14 protein-coding genes are annotated in these 16,426 nt (G+C 69.3%); 4 read left to right on the forward strand and 10 right to left on the reverse strand.

The window, feature by feature from the left end:
* Positions 1–24: 24 nt before the first annotated feature.
* Positions 25–1,779 (reverse strand): 2-isopropylmalate synthase, encoded by a 1,755-nt coding sequence (gene leuA, locus SPF06_RS11350; protein WP_323279175.1) that lies wholly within the window; start codon positions 1,777–1,779, stop codon positions 25–27.
* A 266-nt stretch (positions 1,780–2,045) separates the two neighbouring features.
* On the opposite strand from leuA, the gene SPF06_RS11355 reads away from it, so the two are divergent.
* Positions 2,046–4,013: a M13 family metallopeptidase gene (locus SPF06_RS11355; RefSeq protein ID WP_323279176.1), complete on the forward strand. Its 1,968-nt coding sequence runs from the start codon at positions 2,046–2,048 to the stop codon at positions 4,011–4,013.
* Between the two features lie 63 nt (positions 4,014–4,076).
* On the opposite strand, the gene SPF06_RS11360 is transcribed toward SPF06_RS11355, so the two are convergent.
* The 5 genes from SPF06_RS11360 to SPF06_RS11380 all read right to left on the reverse strand — a co-directional run bounded on the left by SPF06_RS11360 (position 4,077) and on the right by SPF06_RS11380 (position 9,572).
* Complete coding sequence (locus tag SPF06_RS11360) at positions 4,077–5,462, reverse strand: LCP family protein (protein ID WP_323279321.1); 1,386 nt, start codon at positions 5,460–5,462, stop codon at positions 4,077–4,079.
* A gap of 148 nt (positions 5,463–5,610) precedes the next feature.
* Positions 5,611–6,597, reverse strand: coding sequence for a GTPase Era (gene era, locus SPF06_RS11365; protein ID WP_323279177.1), 987 nt, complete (start codon positions 6,595–6,597; stop codon positions 5,611–5,613).
* Entirely contained in the window at positions 6,590–7,993 is a 1,404-nt protein-coding gene (locus tag SPF06_RS11370) for a hemolysin family protein (RefSeq protein ID WP_323279178.1), read from the reverse strand. Before SPF06_RS11370 ends, era begins: the two co-directional genes overlap by 8 nt.
* Positions 7,990–8,463 carry an rRNA maturation RNase YbeY gene (ybeY, locus tag SPF06_RS11375; protein WP_323279179.1) on the reverse strand — a complete coding sequence of 158 codons (474 nt, stop codon included), beginning with the start codon at positions 8,461–8,463 and terminating at the stop codon, positions 7,990–7,992. The genes SPF06_RS11370 and ybeY overlap by 4 nt, the downstream gene beginning before the upstream one ends.
* Positions 8,460–9,572, reverse strand: coding sequence for a PhoH family protein (locus SPF06_RS11380; protein WP_428985752.1), 1,113 nt, complete (start codon positions 9,570–9,572; stop codon positions 8,460–8,462). The genes ybeY and SPF06_RS11380 overlap by 4 nt, the downstream gene beginning before the upstream one ends.
* 179 nt (positions 9,573–9,751) lie before the next feature.
* On the opposite strand from SPF06_RS11380, the gene SPF06_RS11385 reads away from it, so the two are divergent.
* Positions 9,752–10,696 (forward strand): GerMN domain-containing protein, encoded by a 945-nt coding sequence (locus SPF06_RS11385; protein WP_323279181.1) that lies wholly within the window; start codon positions 9,752–9,754, stop codon positions 10,694–10,696.
* A gap of 9 nt (positions 10,697–10,705) precedes the next feature.
* On the opposite strand, the gene SPF06_RS11390 is transcribed toward SPF06_RS11385, so the two are convergent.
* The 3 genes from SPF06_RS11390 to hrcA are packed head-to-tail and all read right to left on the reverse strand — an operon-like array spanning position 10,706 to position 13,647.
* Complete coding sequence (locus tag SPF06_RS11390) at positions 10,706–11,494, reverse strand: 16S rRNA (uracil(1498)-N(3))-methyltransferase (protein ID WP_323279182.1); 789 nt, start codon at positions 11,492–11,494, stop codon at positions 10,706–10,708.
* Between the two features lies 1 nt (position 11,495).
* A complete protein-coding gene (dnaJ, locus tag SPF06_RS11395) occupies positions 11,496–12,620 on the reverse strand; it encodes a molecular chaperone DnaJ (RefSeq protein WP_323279183.1) in 1,125 nt (374 codons plus the stop codon).
* A gap of 13 nt (positions 12,621–12,633) precedes the next feature.
* A complete protein-coding gene (gene hrcA, locus SPF06_RS11400; protein ID WP_323279184.1) occupies positions 12,634–13,647 on the reverse strand; it encodes a heat-inducible transcriptional repressor HrcA in 1,014 nt (337 codons plus the stop codon).
* A 219-nt stretch (positions 13,648–13,866) separates the two neighbouring features.
* Between hrcA and SPF06_RS11405 the strand changes: the two genes are divergently transcribed.
* Positions 13,867–14,709: a DUF3097 domain-containing protein gene (locus SPF06_RS11405; RefSeq protein ID WP_323279322.1), complete on the forward strand. Its 843-nt coding sequence runs from the start codon at positions 13,867–13,869 to the stop codon at positions 14,707–14,709.
* Positions 14,710–14,776: 67 nt separating this feature from the next.
* Positions 14,777–15,181: a DUF4870 domain-containing protein gene (locus SPF06_RS11410; protein WP_323279185.1), complete on the forward strand. Its 405-nt coding sequence runs from the start codon at positions 14,777–14,779 to the stop codon at positions 15,179–15,181.
* A 6-nt stretch (positions 15,182–15,187) separates the two neighbouring features.
* Here SPF06_RS11410 and hemW read toward each other — a convergent pair whose 3' ends face one another.
* On the reverse strand, positions 15,188–16,426 hold the full coding sequence (gene hemW, locus SPF06_RS11415; protein WP_323279186.1) for a radical SAM family heme chaperone HemW: 1,239 nt from the start codon (positions 16,424–16,426) through the stop codon (positions 15,188–15,190).

A 16,426-nucleotide genomic window follows, 5' to 3' on the forward strand; every position in this document is an offset into this window, starting at 1 on the left:
CGCGGCCGGGCGCGACAGCGGAGGCTAGATGCCCGCGCTCGCGTCGTCGCGGATGGCGCGGTTGACGGCCGAGACAACGGCCTTGAGCGCGGCGAGGCTCGTGTTCGCATCGATGCCGATGCCCCACAGGATCCGCTCCCCGATGCCACACTCGACATACGCTGCGGCGCGCGCGCTGCCGCCCTCGGAGAGGGCGTGCTCGGTGTAGTCGAGCACCCGAACGTCGACGCCTTCGCGCGCGAAGATGTCGAGGAGTGCCGCGATCGGGCCGTTCCCGGTCCCGCTGCGCTGAACCTGCTCACCGTCGATCCGGAGCGTCGCCGTGAGGTCCATGCTCCCGTCGTCGCCCGTCTGGGTGCTGACCGACGTGAGTGCGTAGCGGCCCCACACCTTGCCACCGTCGACGGACGACGCCGGGAGGTACTCGTCGCTGAAGATGTCCCACAGCACCGCCGAGCTCACCTCGCCGCCCGCGGCGTCGGTGTGCCGCTGGATGACACGCGAGAACTCGATCTGCGCACGGCGCGGCAGGTCGAGGTTGTGCTCGTTCTTGAGCAGGTACGCGACGCCGCCCTTGCCGGACTGCGAATTGACCCGGATGACGGCCTCGTACGTGCGGCCAACATCCTTCGGGTCGATCGGGAGGTACGGGACCTGCCACGTGAACTCGTCCACGGGCACGCCCGCAGCCTTCGCGTCCCGCTCGAGCGCCTCGAGGCCCTTCTTGATGGCGTCCTGGTGCGAGCCGGAGAACGCCGTGAAGACGAGATCGCCGCCGTACGGCGAACGCTCGGCGACGGGAAGCTGGTTGCAGTACTCGACCGTGCGGCGGATCTCGTCGATGTTCGAGAAGTTGATCATCGGGTCGATGCCCTGGACGAACAGGTTCAGGCCCAGCGTCACGAGGTCGACGTTGCCGGTGCGCTCGCCGTTGCCGAAGAGGCAGCCCTCGATCCGGTCCGCCCCGGCGAGGTAGCCGAGCTCGGCGGCCGCGACGCCCGTGCCACGATCGTTGTGCGGGTGCAGGGAGATGATGATGCCCTCGCGCGGATGCAGGTTCCGGCTCATCCACTCGATCGAGTCGGCGTAGACGTTCGGGGTTGCCATCTCGACGGTCGCGGGGAGATTGATGATGACCTGGCTGTCGGCCGAGGCCTCGAAGATCTCGGCGACCTTGTTGCACACGCGGGCGGCGTACTCGAGCTCCGTGCCGGTGAACGACTCGGGCGAGTACTCGTACGTGATATGCGTGTCCGGAATCGTCTCCTGGTACTTCTTGCACAGCAGGGCGCCCTGGACGGCGATGTCGAGGATGCCCTCCTCGTCCGCGTTGAACACGACCCGGCGCTGCAGGACGGACGTCGAGTTGTAGAGGTGGACGATCGCGCTGCGGGCCCCGACGAGGGACTCGTACGTGCGCTCGATGAGGTGTTCGCGGGCCTGCGTGAGGACCTGGATCGTAACGTCCTCGGGGATGTGGCCGCCCTCGATGAGCTGGCGCACGAAGTCGAAGTCGGTCTGCGACGCGGACGGGAAGCCGACCTCGATCTCCTTGTAGCCCATCTCGACGAGCAGCTTGAACATCTTGAGCTTGCGTGCGGGGCTCATGGGGTCGATGAGCGCCTGGTTTCCGTCGCGCAGGTCAACGGCGCACCAGCGGGGGGCCTTGTCGATGCGCTTGTCGGGCCACGTCCGGTCCGGCAGTTCGACGGTGATCTGCTCGTGGAAGGGGACATAGCGATGGACGGGCATGCCCGAAGGCTTCTGTGCATTGCGCATGGTTTTACTCTAGGCCTTTCTCGAAAGCTGGGATCCGCTGTGGCCGGGCATCACAGAACTCCGCGGCGGGGATCCGGCCTAGCGCTTTCGGAAAGCCGATCCGTCAGCAGCTACAGCGCCCCGCCACGGCAGCTAAGAAGAAGGCGCTGCGCGAATGGCACCTCGTCACCATAGCACGCCCGTTTCGCCGCGATCCCTGCCGCTCGGCCGCGACAACCGTGCTCGCACCTAAGATGAAGCCATCCGAGCAAGCCTGAGGAGGCACCATGGCCGAGAGCCCAGCCGCGCCGTCTGGCGTGGACCGAGAGTACTTCGACGAAACCGTGCGCCCGCAGGACGACCTCTACCGCCACGTCAACGGCGCGTGGCTCCGCGAGACGGAGATCCCGGCCGACCGGGCGCTCGTGGGAACGTTCGTCCAGCTGCGGGACCGCGCCGAGGAGGACGTGCGGGCCCTCATCGAAGAGCTCGCCTCGGCCGAGCACGAGGAGGGCTCGGAAGCACAGAAGATCGGCTCGTTCTACCGCTCCTTCATGGACGAGGCTCGCGCCGCGCGGCTAGGTGGCGAACCCGTCGCGGCGCTGCTCGCCGAGGTGGACTCGATTGACGACGCCGAAGGGCTCGTCGCGACGTCGGCGCGCCTTGGGCGTGGGGGCAGCGAGGGGCTCTTCGGCTACTACGCGGCACCGGACGCGGGCGACCCCGAACGTGTCGTCCTGTACCTCTCGCAAGGCGGGCTGGGGCTCCCCGACGAGTCCTACTACCGCGAGGAGAAGTTCGCCGAAGTGCGCACGGCGTACGAGCTCTACCTTGCGGACGTGTTCGCGCTCGTGGGGAAGGAATCCCCTGCGGAGGCCGCGGCCGCCGTCGTCCGCCTCGAGATCCAGCTCGCGGGCCTGCACTGGGACCGTGTGACCCTCCGCGACCCCCAGAAGACCTACAACCTCTTCACCCACGCCGAAGCCGAGGCCGCGTTCCCGCACTTCGCCGTGTGGGGCGAGTCGACCGGCGTGAGCGAGGCCGCGCGCGCCGAGCTCGTTGTCGGCAACCCCGAGTTCCTCTCCGGCCTCGCTCCCCTTCTCGCCGAGGTGCCGCTCGCGGACTGGAAGCACTGGCTCGGCGCCCAGGTCATCTCGGCCGCGGCGCCCTTCCTCTCCCCCGACTTCGTTGATCGGCACTTCGCGTTCTACGGGACGGTCCTGAGCGGAACCCCCGAGAACAAGGAGCGCTGGAAGCGCGGCGTCGCCGCCGTCGAGGCCGGCCTCGGCATGGCGGTGGCCCGCCTGTACGTCGAACGGCACTTCCCCGCCGAGCACAAGGAGGCCATGCAGCTCCTCGTCGACGACATCGTCGAGGCGTACCGCGAGAGCATCGCCGTGCTGCCCTGGATGGGCCCCGAGACCCGGCAGCGGGCCCTCGACAAGCTCGCGGCGTTCCGGGCGAAGATCGGGTACCCGGACGAGTGGATCGACTTCTCCGCTGTCGTGATCCGCGATGACGACCTGCTGGGCAACATGCAGCGGGCCCACGCCGGCGAGCTCGATCGGCTCCTCGACGAGATCGGCAAGCCCGTGGACCGGGTCAAGTGGCTCATGACGCCCCAGACCGTCAATGCCTACTACCACCCGCTCATGAACGAGATCGTCTTCCCCGCCGCGATCCTCCAGCCGCCCTTCTACCACCCCGAGGCGGACGCCGCGGTGAACTACGGCGGCATCGGTGCCGTCATCGGCCACGAGATCGGGCACGGCTTCGACGACCAGGGTTCGCAGTTCGATGGCGACGGCGCGCTGCGCAACTGGTGGACCGACGAGGATCGCGCGGCGTTCGAGGCGCTCACCGAACGGCTCGTCGGGCAGTTCGAGGTCCTCTCGCCGGCCGAGGCGCCCGGGCACACGGTCAACGGGAAGCTCACGCTCGGCGAGAACATCGGGGATCTGGGCGGGCTCGGGATCGCGTTCAAGGCGTATCACCTGCACCTCGGCGGCGTCGAAGCACCCGAGATTGACGGGCTGACTGGAGCCCAGCGCTTCTTCGTCTCCTGGGCCACGGTGTGGCGGCAGGTGTGCCGCCCGGAGGAGTCGGTCCGGCGCCTTGCGATCGACCCGCACTCCCCCAACGAGTTCCGCACCAACACGATCGCGCGGAACCTCTCGGCCTTCCACGAGGCGTTCGGCGTGTCAGCGGGAGACGCGATGTGGCTCGATCCAGCGGAGCGCGTCGAGATCTGGTGATCACACGCCGCAGGGCCCCGGCATGATCTGTGCCGCGGGCCCTGCTTGGGGTGTGTGTCCCGCCTAGTGGCCGAAGGCCGCCTGACACGTGCTGTCGGCCGCCGTCTGGGCGACGACGTTGTCCGGCAGCTTGGGCGTGTAGTGGGTGCCCGTCGTGAAGTCCTGGCCGAGGTAGACCTGTACGCCGGCGATGTTCGCCGGGTGCACCTGGGACTCGGGGATGCCGAGCGATGCTGCGACGTCCTTCGCGACATCGGCGAAGTTCGCCCCGTAGTAGACGTTGGTCGCGGCGACGCCGTTCGCGTTGAACTCGGTCGTCTTCGCGAACCCCTGGCCGATGAGGAACTTCGCGACCTCGAGCGCGCGCCCCGGCACGCCTGTGCCATTCGCGACGCTCACGGGCTGAAGTGCCTTGTTGTAGGCCGGCGGAGCGGTAGCAGTGGTCGTCGCCGAAGGCTCCGAGCTTGCGCTGGGGCCGGGCGAAGCCGTTGCGGGAGCCGTGAGGTCACGGTTGTCCCGGAGGGCCTGGAACAGGGAACCGGCGTCCGGCTCTTTCACCTGGACCCGGTTCGGGTCCGCTGTGTAGGGCTCCCACGGGACGGTCACGAACGCGACCTTGCCGAGGTCAACCGCCTTGAGCCGGTTCGCGATCGTGAGCATGGCCTGCGGATTCGCGAGGCCGCTGTCCACCGTGAGGTTCTTCGTGATGGTGTCCGCGATGCTCAGAAGCTTCGGAACGTCCGTCAGCGTGCCGTCCGACTTGACCTTGCGGGTGAGGGAGGCGAGGAACTCCTGCTGGGACTTGATGCGGGAGATATCGCTCCCGTCTCCGACCCCGTGCCGGCTGCGGAGGAATGAGAGCGCCATTTCGCCCTGGATCGTCGACGTCCCGGCAGGGAGCTTGAGGCCCGACAGCGGGTCGTTGACCGGGGCGTTGACGCACACCTGGACGCCGCCGATGGTGTTCGAGAGGTCCTTGACTGCGTTGAAGTCGGCGACCATGAAGTGGTCGATCGTGAGGCCCGTGAGCTTGTTGACGGTATCGACAATGCAGCCCGGCCCGGCCTCCGACATCGCCGAGTTGATCTGGGCCATGGCCTGCGCCGGAAAGTCCCGATTCGTCTTCGGGTCGTGGCACTTCGGGATCGGGACCATGAGGTCGCGCGGGAAGCTCGTCATGGAGACGATCTTGTTGTCCCCCGAGATGTTCATGAGGATCATGACGTCCGAATTGCCGTACCCCGAGCTGTCTGTCTGAGAGCCGTAGGCGGCGTCGGCGCCGTCTCGTGTGTCCGTTCCGATGATGAGGATCTGGAGCGGATCCGTCGCGTCGTTGTTCGCGTCGGCAGTCGAGTTGCCGGCGCTCAGAGGCGCCTCGCGGATATTGGACTGGAGTCGCCACGTCCAGTACCCGGCGAAGGCGATGACCCCCACGAGCGTGAGCGCCACCAAGCCGCCGAGGACCTTTGCCCAGACTGGTACGGTGCGGCGCGTCCTGATGTGACGCGGGACGTGCCCTGATGTGACCAAATGGAGCCCTCCGGTAAGTGGTACTCCGAACTATTTTACAGGGGCGACTGTGAGTTCACTGTGGAGGTCAGAATCCGAGCCGCCCCAGCTGCTTGGGATCGCGCTGCCAGTCCTTCGCGACTTTGACGTGGAGATCGAGGTAGATCTTGGTTCCGAGCAGGGCCTCGATGCCCCGCCGCGCGGTCGATCCGACCTCCCGGAGCCGTGCGCCACCGCGCCCGATGATGATCGCCTTCTGCGAGGGGCGCTCGACGAAGAGGTTGACACGCACGTCGAGCAGCGGGTTGTCCTCGGGACGGTCCTCGCGCGGGACAATCTCGTCCACGACGACGGCGAGAGAGTGAGGCAGCTCGTCGCGGACGCCCTCGAGGGCGGCCTCGCGCACGAGCTCCGCGACCATGACGGCCTCGGGCTCGTCCGTGAGCTCGCCGTCCGGGTAGAGCGGCGGCGACGGCGGCATGTGGCCCACGAGCACGTCCGCGACGGTCTCCACCTGGAACCCATCCTGGGCCGAGACCGGGACGATGTCGGAGAAGCCCTCGCCCCCCAGGACCTCGCGTCCGAGATCCGTGACCGCGAGGAGCTGCTCCGTGACGCGAGCCCTGTCGGCAAGGTCCGCCTTGGTGACAATCGCCACGATCGGCTTGCGGCCGACGGCGGCGAGCTGGGCGGCGATGAACCGGTCGCCCGGGCCGATGCGCTCGTTGGCGGGGATGCAGAAGCCGATCGCGTCGACCTCCGAGAGCGTTTCGGCGACGAGATCGTTGAGCCGCTGGCCGAGCAGCGTGCGCGGCCGGTGGAGGCCCGGGGTATCGACGAGCACAAGCTGGGCGTCAGGCCGGTGCACGATGCCGCGGATCGTGTGCCGCGTCGTCTGCGGCTTCGCCGACGTGATGGCGACCTTCTGCCCCACGAGGGCGTTGGTCAGCGTGGACTTGCCCGCGTTGGGTCGCCCGACGAGGACGGCAAACCCGGCGCGGAAGCCGCCGTCGTCCGTCGTCGCGCCCTTGAATTCGCCGCTCGACGATGCCGCGCCGCCGTCCCGCCTAGCCATGCTGTCTCCCTGTCGCTTCTGTATTGTGCCTCGTGGCGTTATGCCTCACGGCGTCTTGCCTCGCTGTGCTGTGCCTTTCGGCGTTGTGCCTGTCGGCGTTGTCCCGCTCGCCCTCGCCCACGCGCGCCTCGTCGCCCTCGTCGGTGGCATCGGAGCGCCGGGCGAGGAGGTGACTTACTCGCTTGCGCCGCCCTTCGAGGCGTTCGGCCATGAGCCGAATCCCGTCGACGTCCGCCGCGCTTCCGACAATGGGCACCCGCCCGATCGCCTTCGCGAGAAGACCGCCCGCGGTGTCCACCTCATCGTCTTCAACGTCCTCGTCGAAGAGCTCGCCGAGATCGTCGAGGCTCATGCGCGCGGGAATCCGGAAAACCCCGGGCTCGATCTCGATGGGTTCGGCATCCTCGTCGTCGTACTCGTCCGCGATCTCGCCGACGAGCTCCTCGATGAGGTCCTCGAGCGTCACGAGCCCGGCCGTGCCGCCATACTCGTCGACGACGATCGCGAGGTGCGTCGACTCGCGCTGAAGCTCCTTGAGGAGCTCGTTGACGGGCTTCGACTCCGGCACGAACCTCGGCTCGCGCACATAGTTCTCGACCGTCTCCCCGCTCGCCTCGGGCGCCTGGTGCAGCCGCGCCGCGACGTCCTTGAGATAGAGGACGCCGCGGACATCGTCGAGGTTCTCGACATAGACGGGCACACGGGAGCAGCCCGATCGGAGGAAGAGCGACATCGCCTTGCGAAGGCTCGAACCGGCCTCGATCGCGATGACGTCGGTGCGCGGGACCATGACCGCGCGCACGAGTGTCTCTCCGAGCTCGAAGACCGACTGCAGGAGCTCGGCCTGGTCGTCCTCGAAGTCCTCGGAGTCGCTCGCCCGCTCGACGAATTCGCGGAGCTCGTCGGTCGAGTAGATCGCGTCCTCTTGGTTCGGATCGGTGCCGGTCGCGGCGCTCCCGACCGACACGAGCCAGCCCGGGATCGGGCCGAGGACGCCTCGCAGGAAGGTCGTGAGCGGAGCGGTCCACGCCGCGACGCCGAGTGCGTGCCGCCGGCCGAGCTGGCGCGGCGATACGCCGACAAGGAGGAAGCCGATGAGGGCCATGACGATCGTCGCGGCAAGCCCCGCGAGCCAGATGTTGCCCAGCCAGCTCGTCATGAGGACGGCCACCGCGACGGCCGACGCCGTCTCGAACCAGATGCGCCAGAAGCGCAGGGCGCGGACATGCGGAACAGGCGACGCGAGGATGACGGCGAGCGAGTGCGCGCGCCCTTGGTCGATGCGTTCCTCGGCCTCATGGCGCGGCAGGAAGGCGAGGGCTGCCTCGGCAGCGGTGAGGAGGGCAGCGAGGGCCGTGAACGCCAGCGCCATGGCCAGCAGGACGGCAATCGTCACGCCATCGTCTCCTTCGGGGCCGGCCGGCCCAGGAACTCGGTGAGCAGTTCGCGCTGGAGGCCGAACATCTCCTCCCGCTCCTCGGGCTCCGCGTGGTCGAAGCCGAGCAGATGGAGGATGCCGTGCGTCGCGAGCAGCAGCATCTCGTCCTCGGTCGAATGGCCGCCCCGCGCGGCCTGATCGGCGGCGACCTGCGGGCAGATGGCGATGTCGCCGAGCATGCCCTGCGGAGTAGGCCGGCCCGGGGTGCCGGGCGTGAGCTCGTCCATGGGCACCGACAGGACGTCGGTGGGCCCCGGTTCGTCCATGAGCTCGATATGCAGCCGCTCCATCGCGGCTTCGTCTACGAGGAGCACCGAGAGCTCGGTCTGCGGGTGGAGCCACAGCCGGTCGAAGATGAACCGGCCGAGGCGCACGAGGGCCTCCTCGTCGACGGGCGTGCCGGACTCGTTGTTGACTTCGATGCTCACGGCTCAAGCTTAGTCGGCGCGGAGCGGTCCGTTCCGGTCGCTCGGTGGCGCTCGGAGCGTGCCTTGGCCCGCTCCGCCCTCGCCCTCTGCCGTTCGTCCCAGCGGCCGTACGCCTCGACGATGTCGGAGACGAGGCGATGCCGCACCACGTCGCCCGCGTCGAGCAGCGAGAAGTTCACGTCCTCGATTCCGTCGAGGATGTCCCGCACGATGCGGAGGCCCGAGGACGCCCCCGACGGAAGGTCCACCTGCGTGACGTCCCCCGTGACCACCATCTTCGAGCCGAAGCCGAGGCGCGTGAGGAACATCTTCATCTGCTCGGGCGTCGTGTTCTGGGCCTCGTCGAGGATGATGAACGCGTCATTGAGGGTTCGGCCCCGCATATAGGCGAGAGGCGCCACCTCGATCGTCCCGGCTGCCATGAGGCGAGGAATCGACTCGGGATCGATCATGTCGTGGAGCGCGTCGTAGAGCGGGCGCAGGTACGGATCGATCTTGTCGTTGAGCGTCCCCGGCAGGAACCCGAGCCGCTCCCCCGCCTCGACGGCCGGGCGCGTGAGGATGATCCGGCTCACGTCCTTGTGCTGGAGCGCCTGGACGGCCTTGGCCATCGCGAGGTACGTCTTGCCCGTGCCCGCAGGGCCGATCCCGAAGATCACCGTGTTGGCGTCGATCGCGTCGACGTAGTTCTTCTGGTTCGCGGTCTTCGGACGGATGGTCCGGCCGCGGCTCGTGAGGATGTTGTGCGTGAGGACGTCCGAGGGGCTCGCGACCGTCTGGGTCCGGAGCATCGAGACGAGCTGGGCGAGCGACGCCGGCGTCACCGGGGTACCGCGCTCCACGAGCGAGGCGATCTCCTCGAACAGCCGCCTGATGTAGGGGGCCTCGGCGGGCGGTCCGACGATCGTGAGCTCGTTGCCGCGCACATGGATCGACACCGACGGGAACTGCTCTTCGACGTACCGCAGGGCCTCGTCGTGCGGGCCGAGGATGTGGACCATGTCCTCCCCCGAGGCGAAGCGGAGGACTTCGGTGCGGGTGGTGGGCGTCGTGTGCGGGAACTCCGCTGTCAAATGCCTTCTCTCCTCACAAGGGTGATGTCGATCCATGCTAGCGCTTGGTATCGATCACGCATCACTTGGGCAACGAATCCGCCAGCCGGCCGCTCGTGCGCCGGGCCCTGTGCCAAGCTGGACAGTGCCCTGGGGTGGCGCCGGCGGGGGGTCCGCGTGCAGCCCTGCCTTTCGGGTGCCTTCGGGTACCCAGCGACCAGCCCGGAGGGAGAGCCATGTCGACGCGACACGCGAGCCCGATGCGGCGCAGCCGAGCTGCGCTCGCGGGCTGTGCCGTGGCCGTCGTCGTCGCCCTCGCCGGATGCACGGCCACGGGGCAGCCCGCCCCGACGGTCGCCGCAGGCGCGTCGGCCGCGGTCAGCACGAGCGGCCCGTCCGCGACGGTTCCGCTCGAGACCTCCCAGACATCGACGAAGTCCCCGGTCTACTGGCTCGGGCGGGCTCGAGACGGCGTGTTCCTGTACCGCGAGTTCCGCGATACACCGGGCACCGACAACCCCGTCACGAAGGCGCTGCGCCTCATGATGTCGGCCAAGCCCCTCGATGCCAACCTGTTCACGCCGTGGCAGCCCCCCAAGAAGCTGGCCGCTTCCATCTCCGGACGCAACGTCATCACGGTCGACGTCTCCTCCGACGCATTCAACAGCACGGTGGACGAGCAGACGGCCCAGCTTGCGGTCCAGCAGCTCGTCTACACGGCGACCGCCGCGGCGGCCAGCGCGGGCGTGATCGACACGGGCCAGCCCGTCCAGGTCATGCTCCTCGTCGACGGCCGGACGGACCAGCTCGCGTTCAACCGCGTTCAGCTCGGCCAGCTCATGCAGCGCGATCCTGCCATGGTCGCCTCGATGTGGATCATCGACCCCCAGGCCGGGACCGAGTCGGCGCACAGCCAGATCGCCGTCTTCGGCCGGGCGACGGCGCCGGGCGCCGAAGTCTACTGGCAGATCTCGCACGCCGACGTCAAGGGCGACAAGTCGTCGCCCTACGTGAGCGGGCACGTCTCCTCGAGCGGGGCCGACGCGACGCAGGGGCAGTTCCGCTTCAGCGTGAATCTGCCGGCCGGCAAGTACGTGCTGCGGATCTTCCCCAACGACCCCGGCACGGGCGACCCGACAAGCCTCGCGTGGGACTCGAAGGAGTTCACCGTCACCCCGTGACGGTGCGCGTCAGGTCCTGCCGGGCCAGCGGCCGAGGCGGTCGGCCGCGATCGCGAGGGCGGCGGGACCCGCCGTCGACGAGCGGAGCACGTGGGGTCCGAGGAGCGCGAGCCGTGCTCCCGCATCAATGAACCGCGCGATCTCCGCGGGCGAGATGCCGCCTTCCGGCCCAACGACGAAGAGGACCTCGCCGTCCTCGGGCGCGGCGCCGTTCTTCGCCTCGGCCGCGAATGTCTCGAGGACGGGCCCGAGCGGGGCGGTCGCGTCCTCATGGAGGACGACGGCGAGTGCGGACCGCCCGATGCGCGCGGTGAGGGCGGCGCCGTCGTGCGCTTCGTCGACGTCGGGCACCCACGCGCGCCGGGACTGCTTGGCGGCCGCCGCGACGACGGACCGCCACTTCGCTAGGGACTTCGCGGCCCTCTCGCCCTTCCAGCGCACGATCGAGCGTTCGGCCTGCCAGGGGACTACCGCGTCGACGCCGAGCTCGGTCGCCGCTTCGGCGGCGAGCTCGTCGCGATCGCCCTTCGCGAGGGCCTGCACGAGCACGAGCCGGTAGGGGGGCTTCTCCTCGCGTTCGACGGCGTCGAGCACGACGGCGAGGACGTCGCCGTCCGCGCGCGAGACCCGTCCACGGGCGCGCACCCCCCGCCCGTCCACGAGGTCGACGGGCTCACCCGGGGCGAGTCGCTTGACCGTCGCCGCGTGCCGGCCCTCGGGCCCCGTCACGGTCGCCGTAGCGCCCTCGCCGAGGCCGTCGAGTGAACCGGGCGCGACGAAGAACACGGGGTTCGACACGTCAGAGGTTCCCCAGCTTGTCGCGGAGCTTCGCGAACACTCCCCCGCCGGTTGCGACGAGCTTGCCCTCGCCGACGTGCTCGCCGCGCAGCTTCGCGAGCTGCCGGAGCAGCTCCTCCTGCTCGGCGTCGAGCTTCGTGGGCACCTCGACGTTGATGTGCACGAGCAGATCGCCGCGTCCCGAGCCCCGGAGACGTGCGACGCCGAGGTGCGGAAGCGTCACGACGTCCCCCGACTGGGTGCCCGGGCGGAGCGTGATGGACTGCTCGCCGTCGAAGGTCTCGAGTGCGAGCTCGGTGCCGAGGGCAGCCGCCGTCATGGGGACGCTCAGGGTCGCGTGGAGCTGGTCGCCGTCGCGCGTGAACGTCGCGTGGGAGGCCACCCGGATCTCGACGTACAGATCGCCCGCGGGGCCGCCCGCGGTGCCCGCCTCGCCCTGGCCGGCCAGCTGGATGCGGGTGCCCGTCGAGACGCCCGCGGGGATCTTGACCGTGAGCGAGCGGCGGCTCCGGACGCGGCCCTCGCCGTTGCACTCGTTGCACGGGCTCGGGATCTCGGTTCCGAAGCCGTTGCACGTGGGGCACGTCGCCGTCGTCATGACCTGGCCGAGGATCGAGCGGACGGCGCGCTGGATGTGCCCGCTGCCACCGCACACACTGCAGCGCACCGGCTCGGTGCCCGGCTCGCAGCACGAGCCTTCGCACCGCGTGCAGAGCACCGCCGTGTCGACCTCGATCTTCTTGTTGACGCCGAAGACCGCATCCTTGAGCTCGATGCGGACCGCGATGAGGGCATCCTGGCCGCGGCGCACGCGCGACGCCGGGCCGGCCTGGCCGGCTCCGCCGCCGAAGAACGTCTCGAAGATGTCCTGGAACGCGAATCCGGGGCCGCTGTACGAGAAGCCGTTGTCGGTGCCGTTCTCGTTTCCCGTCGTGTCGTAGATGCGGCGCTTCTCGGGGTCGGAGAGGACCTCGTACGCGTGCGTGACCGCCTTGAAGCGGTCCGCGGCCTCCTCGCCCGGGTTCACGTCGGGGTGGAGCCTGCGCGCGAGCTTCCGGTAGGCCTTCTTGATCTCCTCGCCGCTCGCGTCCGGGGACACGCCGAGGGTTTCGTAGTGGCTGCTCACTGTCTTCTTTCTCTTAGCTTCCGGCGAGGATCTTCGAGAGGTACCGGGCGACGGCGCGCACGGCCGCCATCGACGCCGGGTAGTCCATGCGGGTCGGACCGACGATGCCGATCTTCGCATCGTCGCGGCCGTAGCCCGTCGCGATGATCGATGTCTCCGAGAGGGAGTCCGCGGCCGTCTCGTGGCCGATGGCGACCGCGACCCCGCGGGCATCGCTCGCCATTTCGGACAGGAGGCGGAGCAGGACGACCTGCTCTTCGAGCGCCTCGAGCACCGGCGAGATGCTCTGCAGGAAATCGCTGTTCGACCGCGCAAGATACGCCGTGCCCGCCGTGACCATCCGGTCTTCGCGGGTCGACGCGGCGAGGGCTGCGAGGCCCGCCGCGAGCTCGGCCGCGACCGTTCGATCCTCGGGCAGGAGGGAGTCCATGGACATGGCGAGATTCGTGCCGAGCTGCGAAACGGGCTTGCCGGCAGTCGCCGCGAGGAAGCTCTGCCGCAAGAGGGCGAGGCGATCGTGGTCGAGGTCCTCGCCGACCGTCACGACGCGCTGCTCGACCGTTCCGCTGTCCGCGATGAGCACGAGCAGAACCTGCCGCGGAGCGAGTGCTACCGCTTCGATGTGGCGCACCCGGGCGCGGCCGAGCTGGGGATATTGGACGACGGCGACTTGGTTCGTGAGGTGGGACAGGAGCCTCACCGTGCGCTCGAGGACATCGTCGAGATCGTCCGCACCGTCGAGGAGCGACTGGATCGCGTGCCGTTCCGCCGGCGAGAGCGGCCGAACGTTCGTGAGCTGGTCGACGAACACGCGATAGCCCTTGTCGGTGGGGACGCGCCCGGCGCTCGTGTGGGGGGCCACGATGAGGCCTTCGTCCTCGAGCGCGGCCATGTCGTTGCGGATTGTGGCGCTTGAGACTCCCAGCCGATGGCGCTCGACGAGGGCCTTCGACCCGACCGGCTCGCGGTAGTGCACGTAGTCTTCGACGATCGCGCGGAGCACCTCGAGCTTGCGGGGTTCGTTCATTCCACCTCCTGACGGCGGCACCGACGGCGCGTGCAGGCCGTCTCGCAGGAATTGTCTTAGCACTCTCTCTGGCCAAGTGCTAGATCTATTATGCTCCCCCAGCCGAGCGCCCGCCGCGCACAGGGACACGCCGGGGCCGCCGCGCGGACGGCGCGAGCCATGGCGCGCATAGCATGGACCGGTTGCACGCGCGCTCAGGCAAGGGAGGAACGGGCCGTGATGTCCTATGACCAGTGGGGGCCTTCAGAGCTCGCCGCCCCGAAGAAGAGCGCCCTCCCGGACCTTCCCATCGAGCTGGGCATGGTACTTGAGGACTCCCAGACCGGCTGGGTCGGCGCCGTGACCCGGGTCGAGAAGTCCGGCGGCATGCACATTTTCTCGCTCGAGGACCGTCGCGGGAGGTCCCGCACGTTCGAGCTCGGCTACGGCTTCCTGCTCGAGGGCCGGCCCGTCCGGCTCACACCGCCAGCCCCCCGCGCGTCGGACGCCGTCCCGAAGCGAACGGCGTCAGGCTCGATCGCGGTGGACGGGTCTCGCGCGCGCGTGGCGCGTGCGAGCCGCATCTGGGTTGAGGGCAAGCACGACGCCGAGCTCGTCGAGAAGGTCTGGGGCGACGACCTGCGCCTCGAGGGGATCGTCGTCGAGCCGCTCCACGGCGTCGACGATCTCGCCGCCGCCGTCGCCGAGTTTGCGCCCAGCCCCCAGCGGCGCCTCGGGATCCTCGTGGACCACCTCGTGGACGGGTCGAAGGAGAGCCGCATCGCCGAGCGGGCCCTCGCCGTGCCCGGGGCGGCCGAGAACGTCCTCATCGTGGGGCATCCGTACGTCGACGTGTGGCAGGCCATCCGGCCGCAGACCCTCGGCATCCCGGCCTGGCCCGCCATCCCGCGGGGAACGGACTGGAAGACCGGGATCCTCCGCGCCTTCGGCTGGCCGCATGAGACCGCCGAGGACATCGGCCTGGGCTGGCAGAAGCTGCTCGGCGCCGTGCGGACCTACGCCGATCTCGAGCCGGCGCTCCTTGGACGTGTCGAAGAAGTCATCGACTTCCTGACTGCGTGAAGGCTTGTAGCGGACTTGGGTATTCTTGATTGAGCCCCCGAGTCCTCGAATCGTGCAAGGAAGTGCTGTGTCCCAGAACTGGCAGGATGAGCCCGAGCATCGCTCCGGGCACCTCGGGAACGTCGGCGGAACTGAGCCCTTCACCTCGAGCGAGGACCGCCAGTGGGCCACGATCGCGCACTTCGGCGGCATCCTCGGCTGCATCCCGTCGCTGCTCGTCTACCTCGCCTTCAGGAATCGGGGGCCTTTCACGGCGCAGGAGTCGAAGGAGGCGCTCAACTTCACGCTTCCGCCCACGCTCGCGGCGCTTGCCCTCAACCTGCTCGCGCTCATTCCGGTCGTAGGGAGTTTCTTCGCGGTGCTCGCGACCCTCGTGTGGCTCGCCCTCGCCATCATGTCCGTGAGCGCGGGCATCGAGGTCAACCGCGGGCAGCCGTTCCGGTACCGCTACAACCTGCGCTGGATCAAGTAGGATCCGTCAGGGCATGAGCCGGCGCACGACGGCGTCGGCGAGCAGCCTTCCCCTGAGCGTGAGCGCCAGCACGCCCCGCAGGGCCTGAGGCCCGTCGATGAGCCCGTCCGCGATGAGCCCCGCGACCTCTCGTCGGGCCTCCGGGGCGAGCGTCTCGACGGGCAGCCCCGAGGCGAGCCGCAGCTCAAGGATGATGCGCTCTTCGAGGCGCGTTCCTGCGTCGAGCGTCTCGCGTCCTGCCGCCGGCGATTCGCCCGTGGCGAGGCGCGCCGCGTAGGCGCGGGGGTGCTTGACGTTCCACCAGCGGACCCCGCCCACGTGCGAGTGCGCGCCCGGGCCGATCCCCCACCAGTCGCCGCCGCGCCAATAGGCGACGTTATGGCGGCACTCGTGCCGGGCGTCGTCGGCCGCCCCTCGCGCCCAGTTGCTCACCTCGTACCAATGGAAGCCCGCGCCCGAGAGGACCTCGTCGGCGAGCTCGTACTTCGCGGCGTGATCGTCGTCGTCCACGTCCGGGACCTGGCCGCGACGGATCTGGGCGGCGAGCTTCGTGCCCTCCTCGACGATGAGCGCATAGGCACTCACGTGGTCAGGCTCGCAGTCGAGGGCGGCGTCCAGGGACGTGCGCCAATCGTCCATGCTCTCGCCCGGCGTGCCGTAGATGAGGTCGAGGCTCACGTCGAGGCCCGCGTCGCGGGCCCACCGGACGGCCTCGGGCACGCGGCTCGGGGCATGCGTGCGGTCGAGAACCTCGAGGACATGCGGGACGGCCGACTGCATGCCGAACGAGACGCGCGTGAAGCCGGCCCCGCGGAGAGCCTGTAGCGACTCGGGCGTGACCGAGTCCGGATTCGCCTCGGTCGTGACCTCCGCGCCGGGTTCGAGACCCCACTCCCCCACGGCGGCCGCAAGGATCGCGGCGAGGTCCCCCGCCGGGAGCAGCGTCGGCGTCCCGCCGCCGAAGAAGACAGTGGACAGACGACGGCGCGCCACGCCAGAGGCGTCGAGCGCTCGGGCCGCGAGGCGCACCTCGGCGACGGCGGTCTGCGCGTACTCAGCCTGGGACGCACCCTCGCCCAATTCAGACGCCGTGTACGTGTTGAAGTCGCAGTACCCGCAGCGGACCGTGCAGAACGGGATGTGGGCGTAGAGCGAGAAGCCCCGTGCTTCGGCGCCGACGGCCGCCTGGGGCGGCAGGACGCCGTCGGCCGGTGCGGGGTCTCCTAGAGGAAGCGCGCTGGGCAA

It is taken from the genome of Sinomonas terricola, assembly GCF_034931225.1.
In the GTDB taxonomy this organism is placed as follows: Bacteria; Actinomycetota; Actinomycetes; order Actinomycetales; family Micrococcaceae; genus Sinomonas; species Sinomonas terricola.

What these genes read in the sequence shown, in the direction of transcription:
- leuA (WP_323279175.1), bottom strand. Translation starts at nt 1,779, where the DNA reads ATGCGCAATGCACAGAAGCCTTCGGGCATGCCCGTCCATCGCTATGTC.
- SPF06_RS11355 (WP_323279176.1), top strand. Translation starts at nt 2,046, where the DNA reads ATGGCCGAGAGCCCAGCCGCGCCGTCTGGCGTGGACCGAGAGTACTTC.
- era (WP_323279177.1), bottom strand. Translation starts at nt 6,597, where the DNA reads ATGGCTAGGCGGGACGGCGGCGCGGCATCGTCGAGCGGCGAATTCAAG.
- SPF06_RS11405 (WP_323279322.1), top strand. Translation starts at nt 13,867, where the DNA reads ATGTCCTATGACCAGTGGGGGCCTTCAGAGCTCGCCGCCCCGAAGAAG.
- hrcA (WP_323279184.1), bottom strand. Translation starts at nt 13,647, where the DNA reads ATGAACGAACCCCGCAAGCTCGAGGTGCTCCGCGCGATCGTCGAAGAC.
- SPF06_RS11380 (WP_428985752.1), bottom strand. Translation starts at nt 9,572, where the DNA reads ATGGATCGACATCACCCTTGTGAGGAGAGAAGGCATTTGACAGCGGAG.
- SPF06_RS11385 (WP_323279181.1), top strand. Translation starts at nt 9,752, where the DNA reads ATGTCGACGCGACACGCGAGCCCGATGCGGCGCAGCCGAGCTGCGCTC.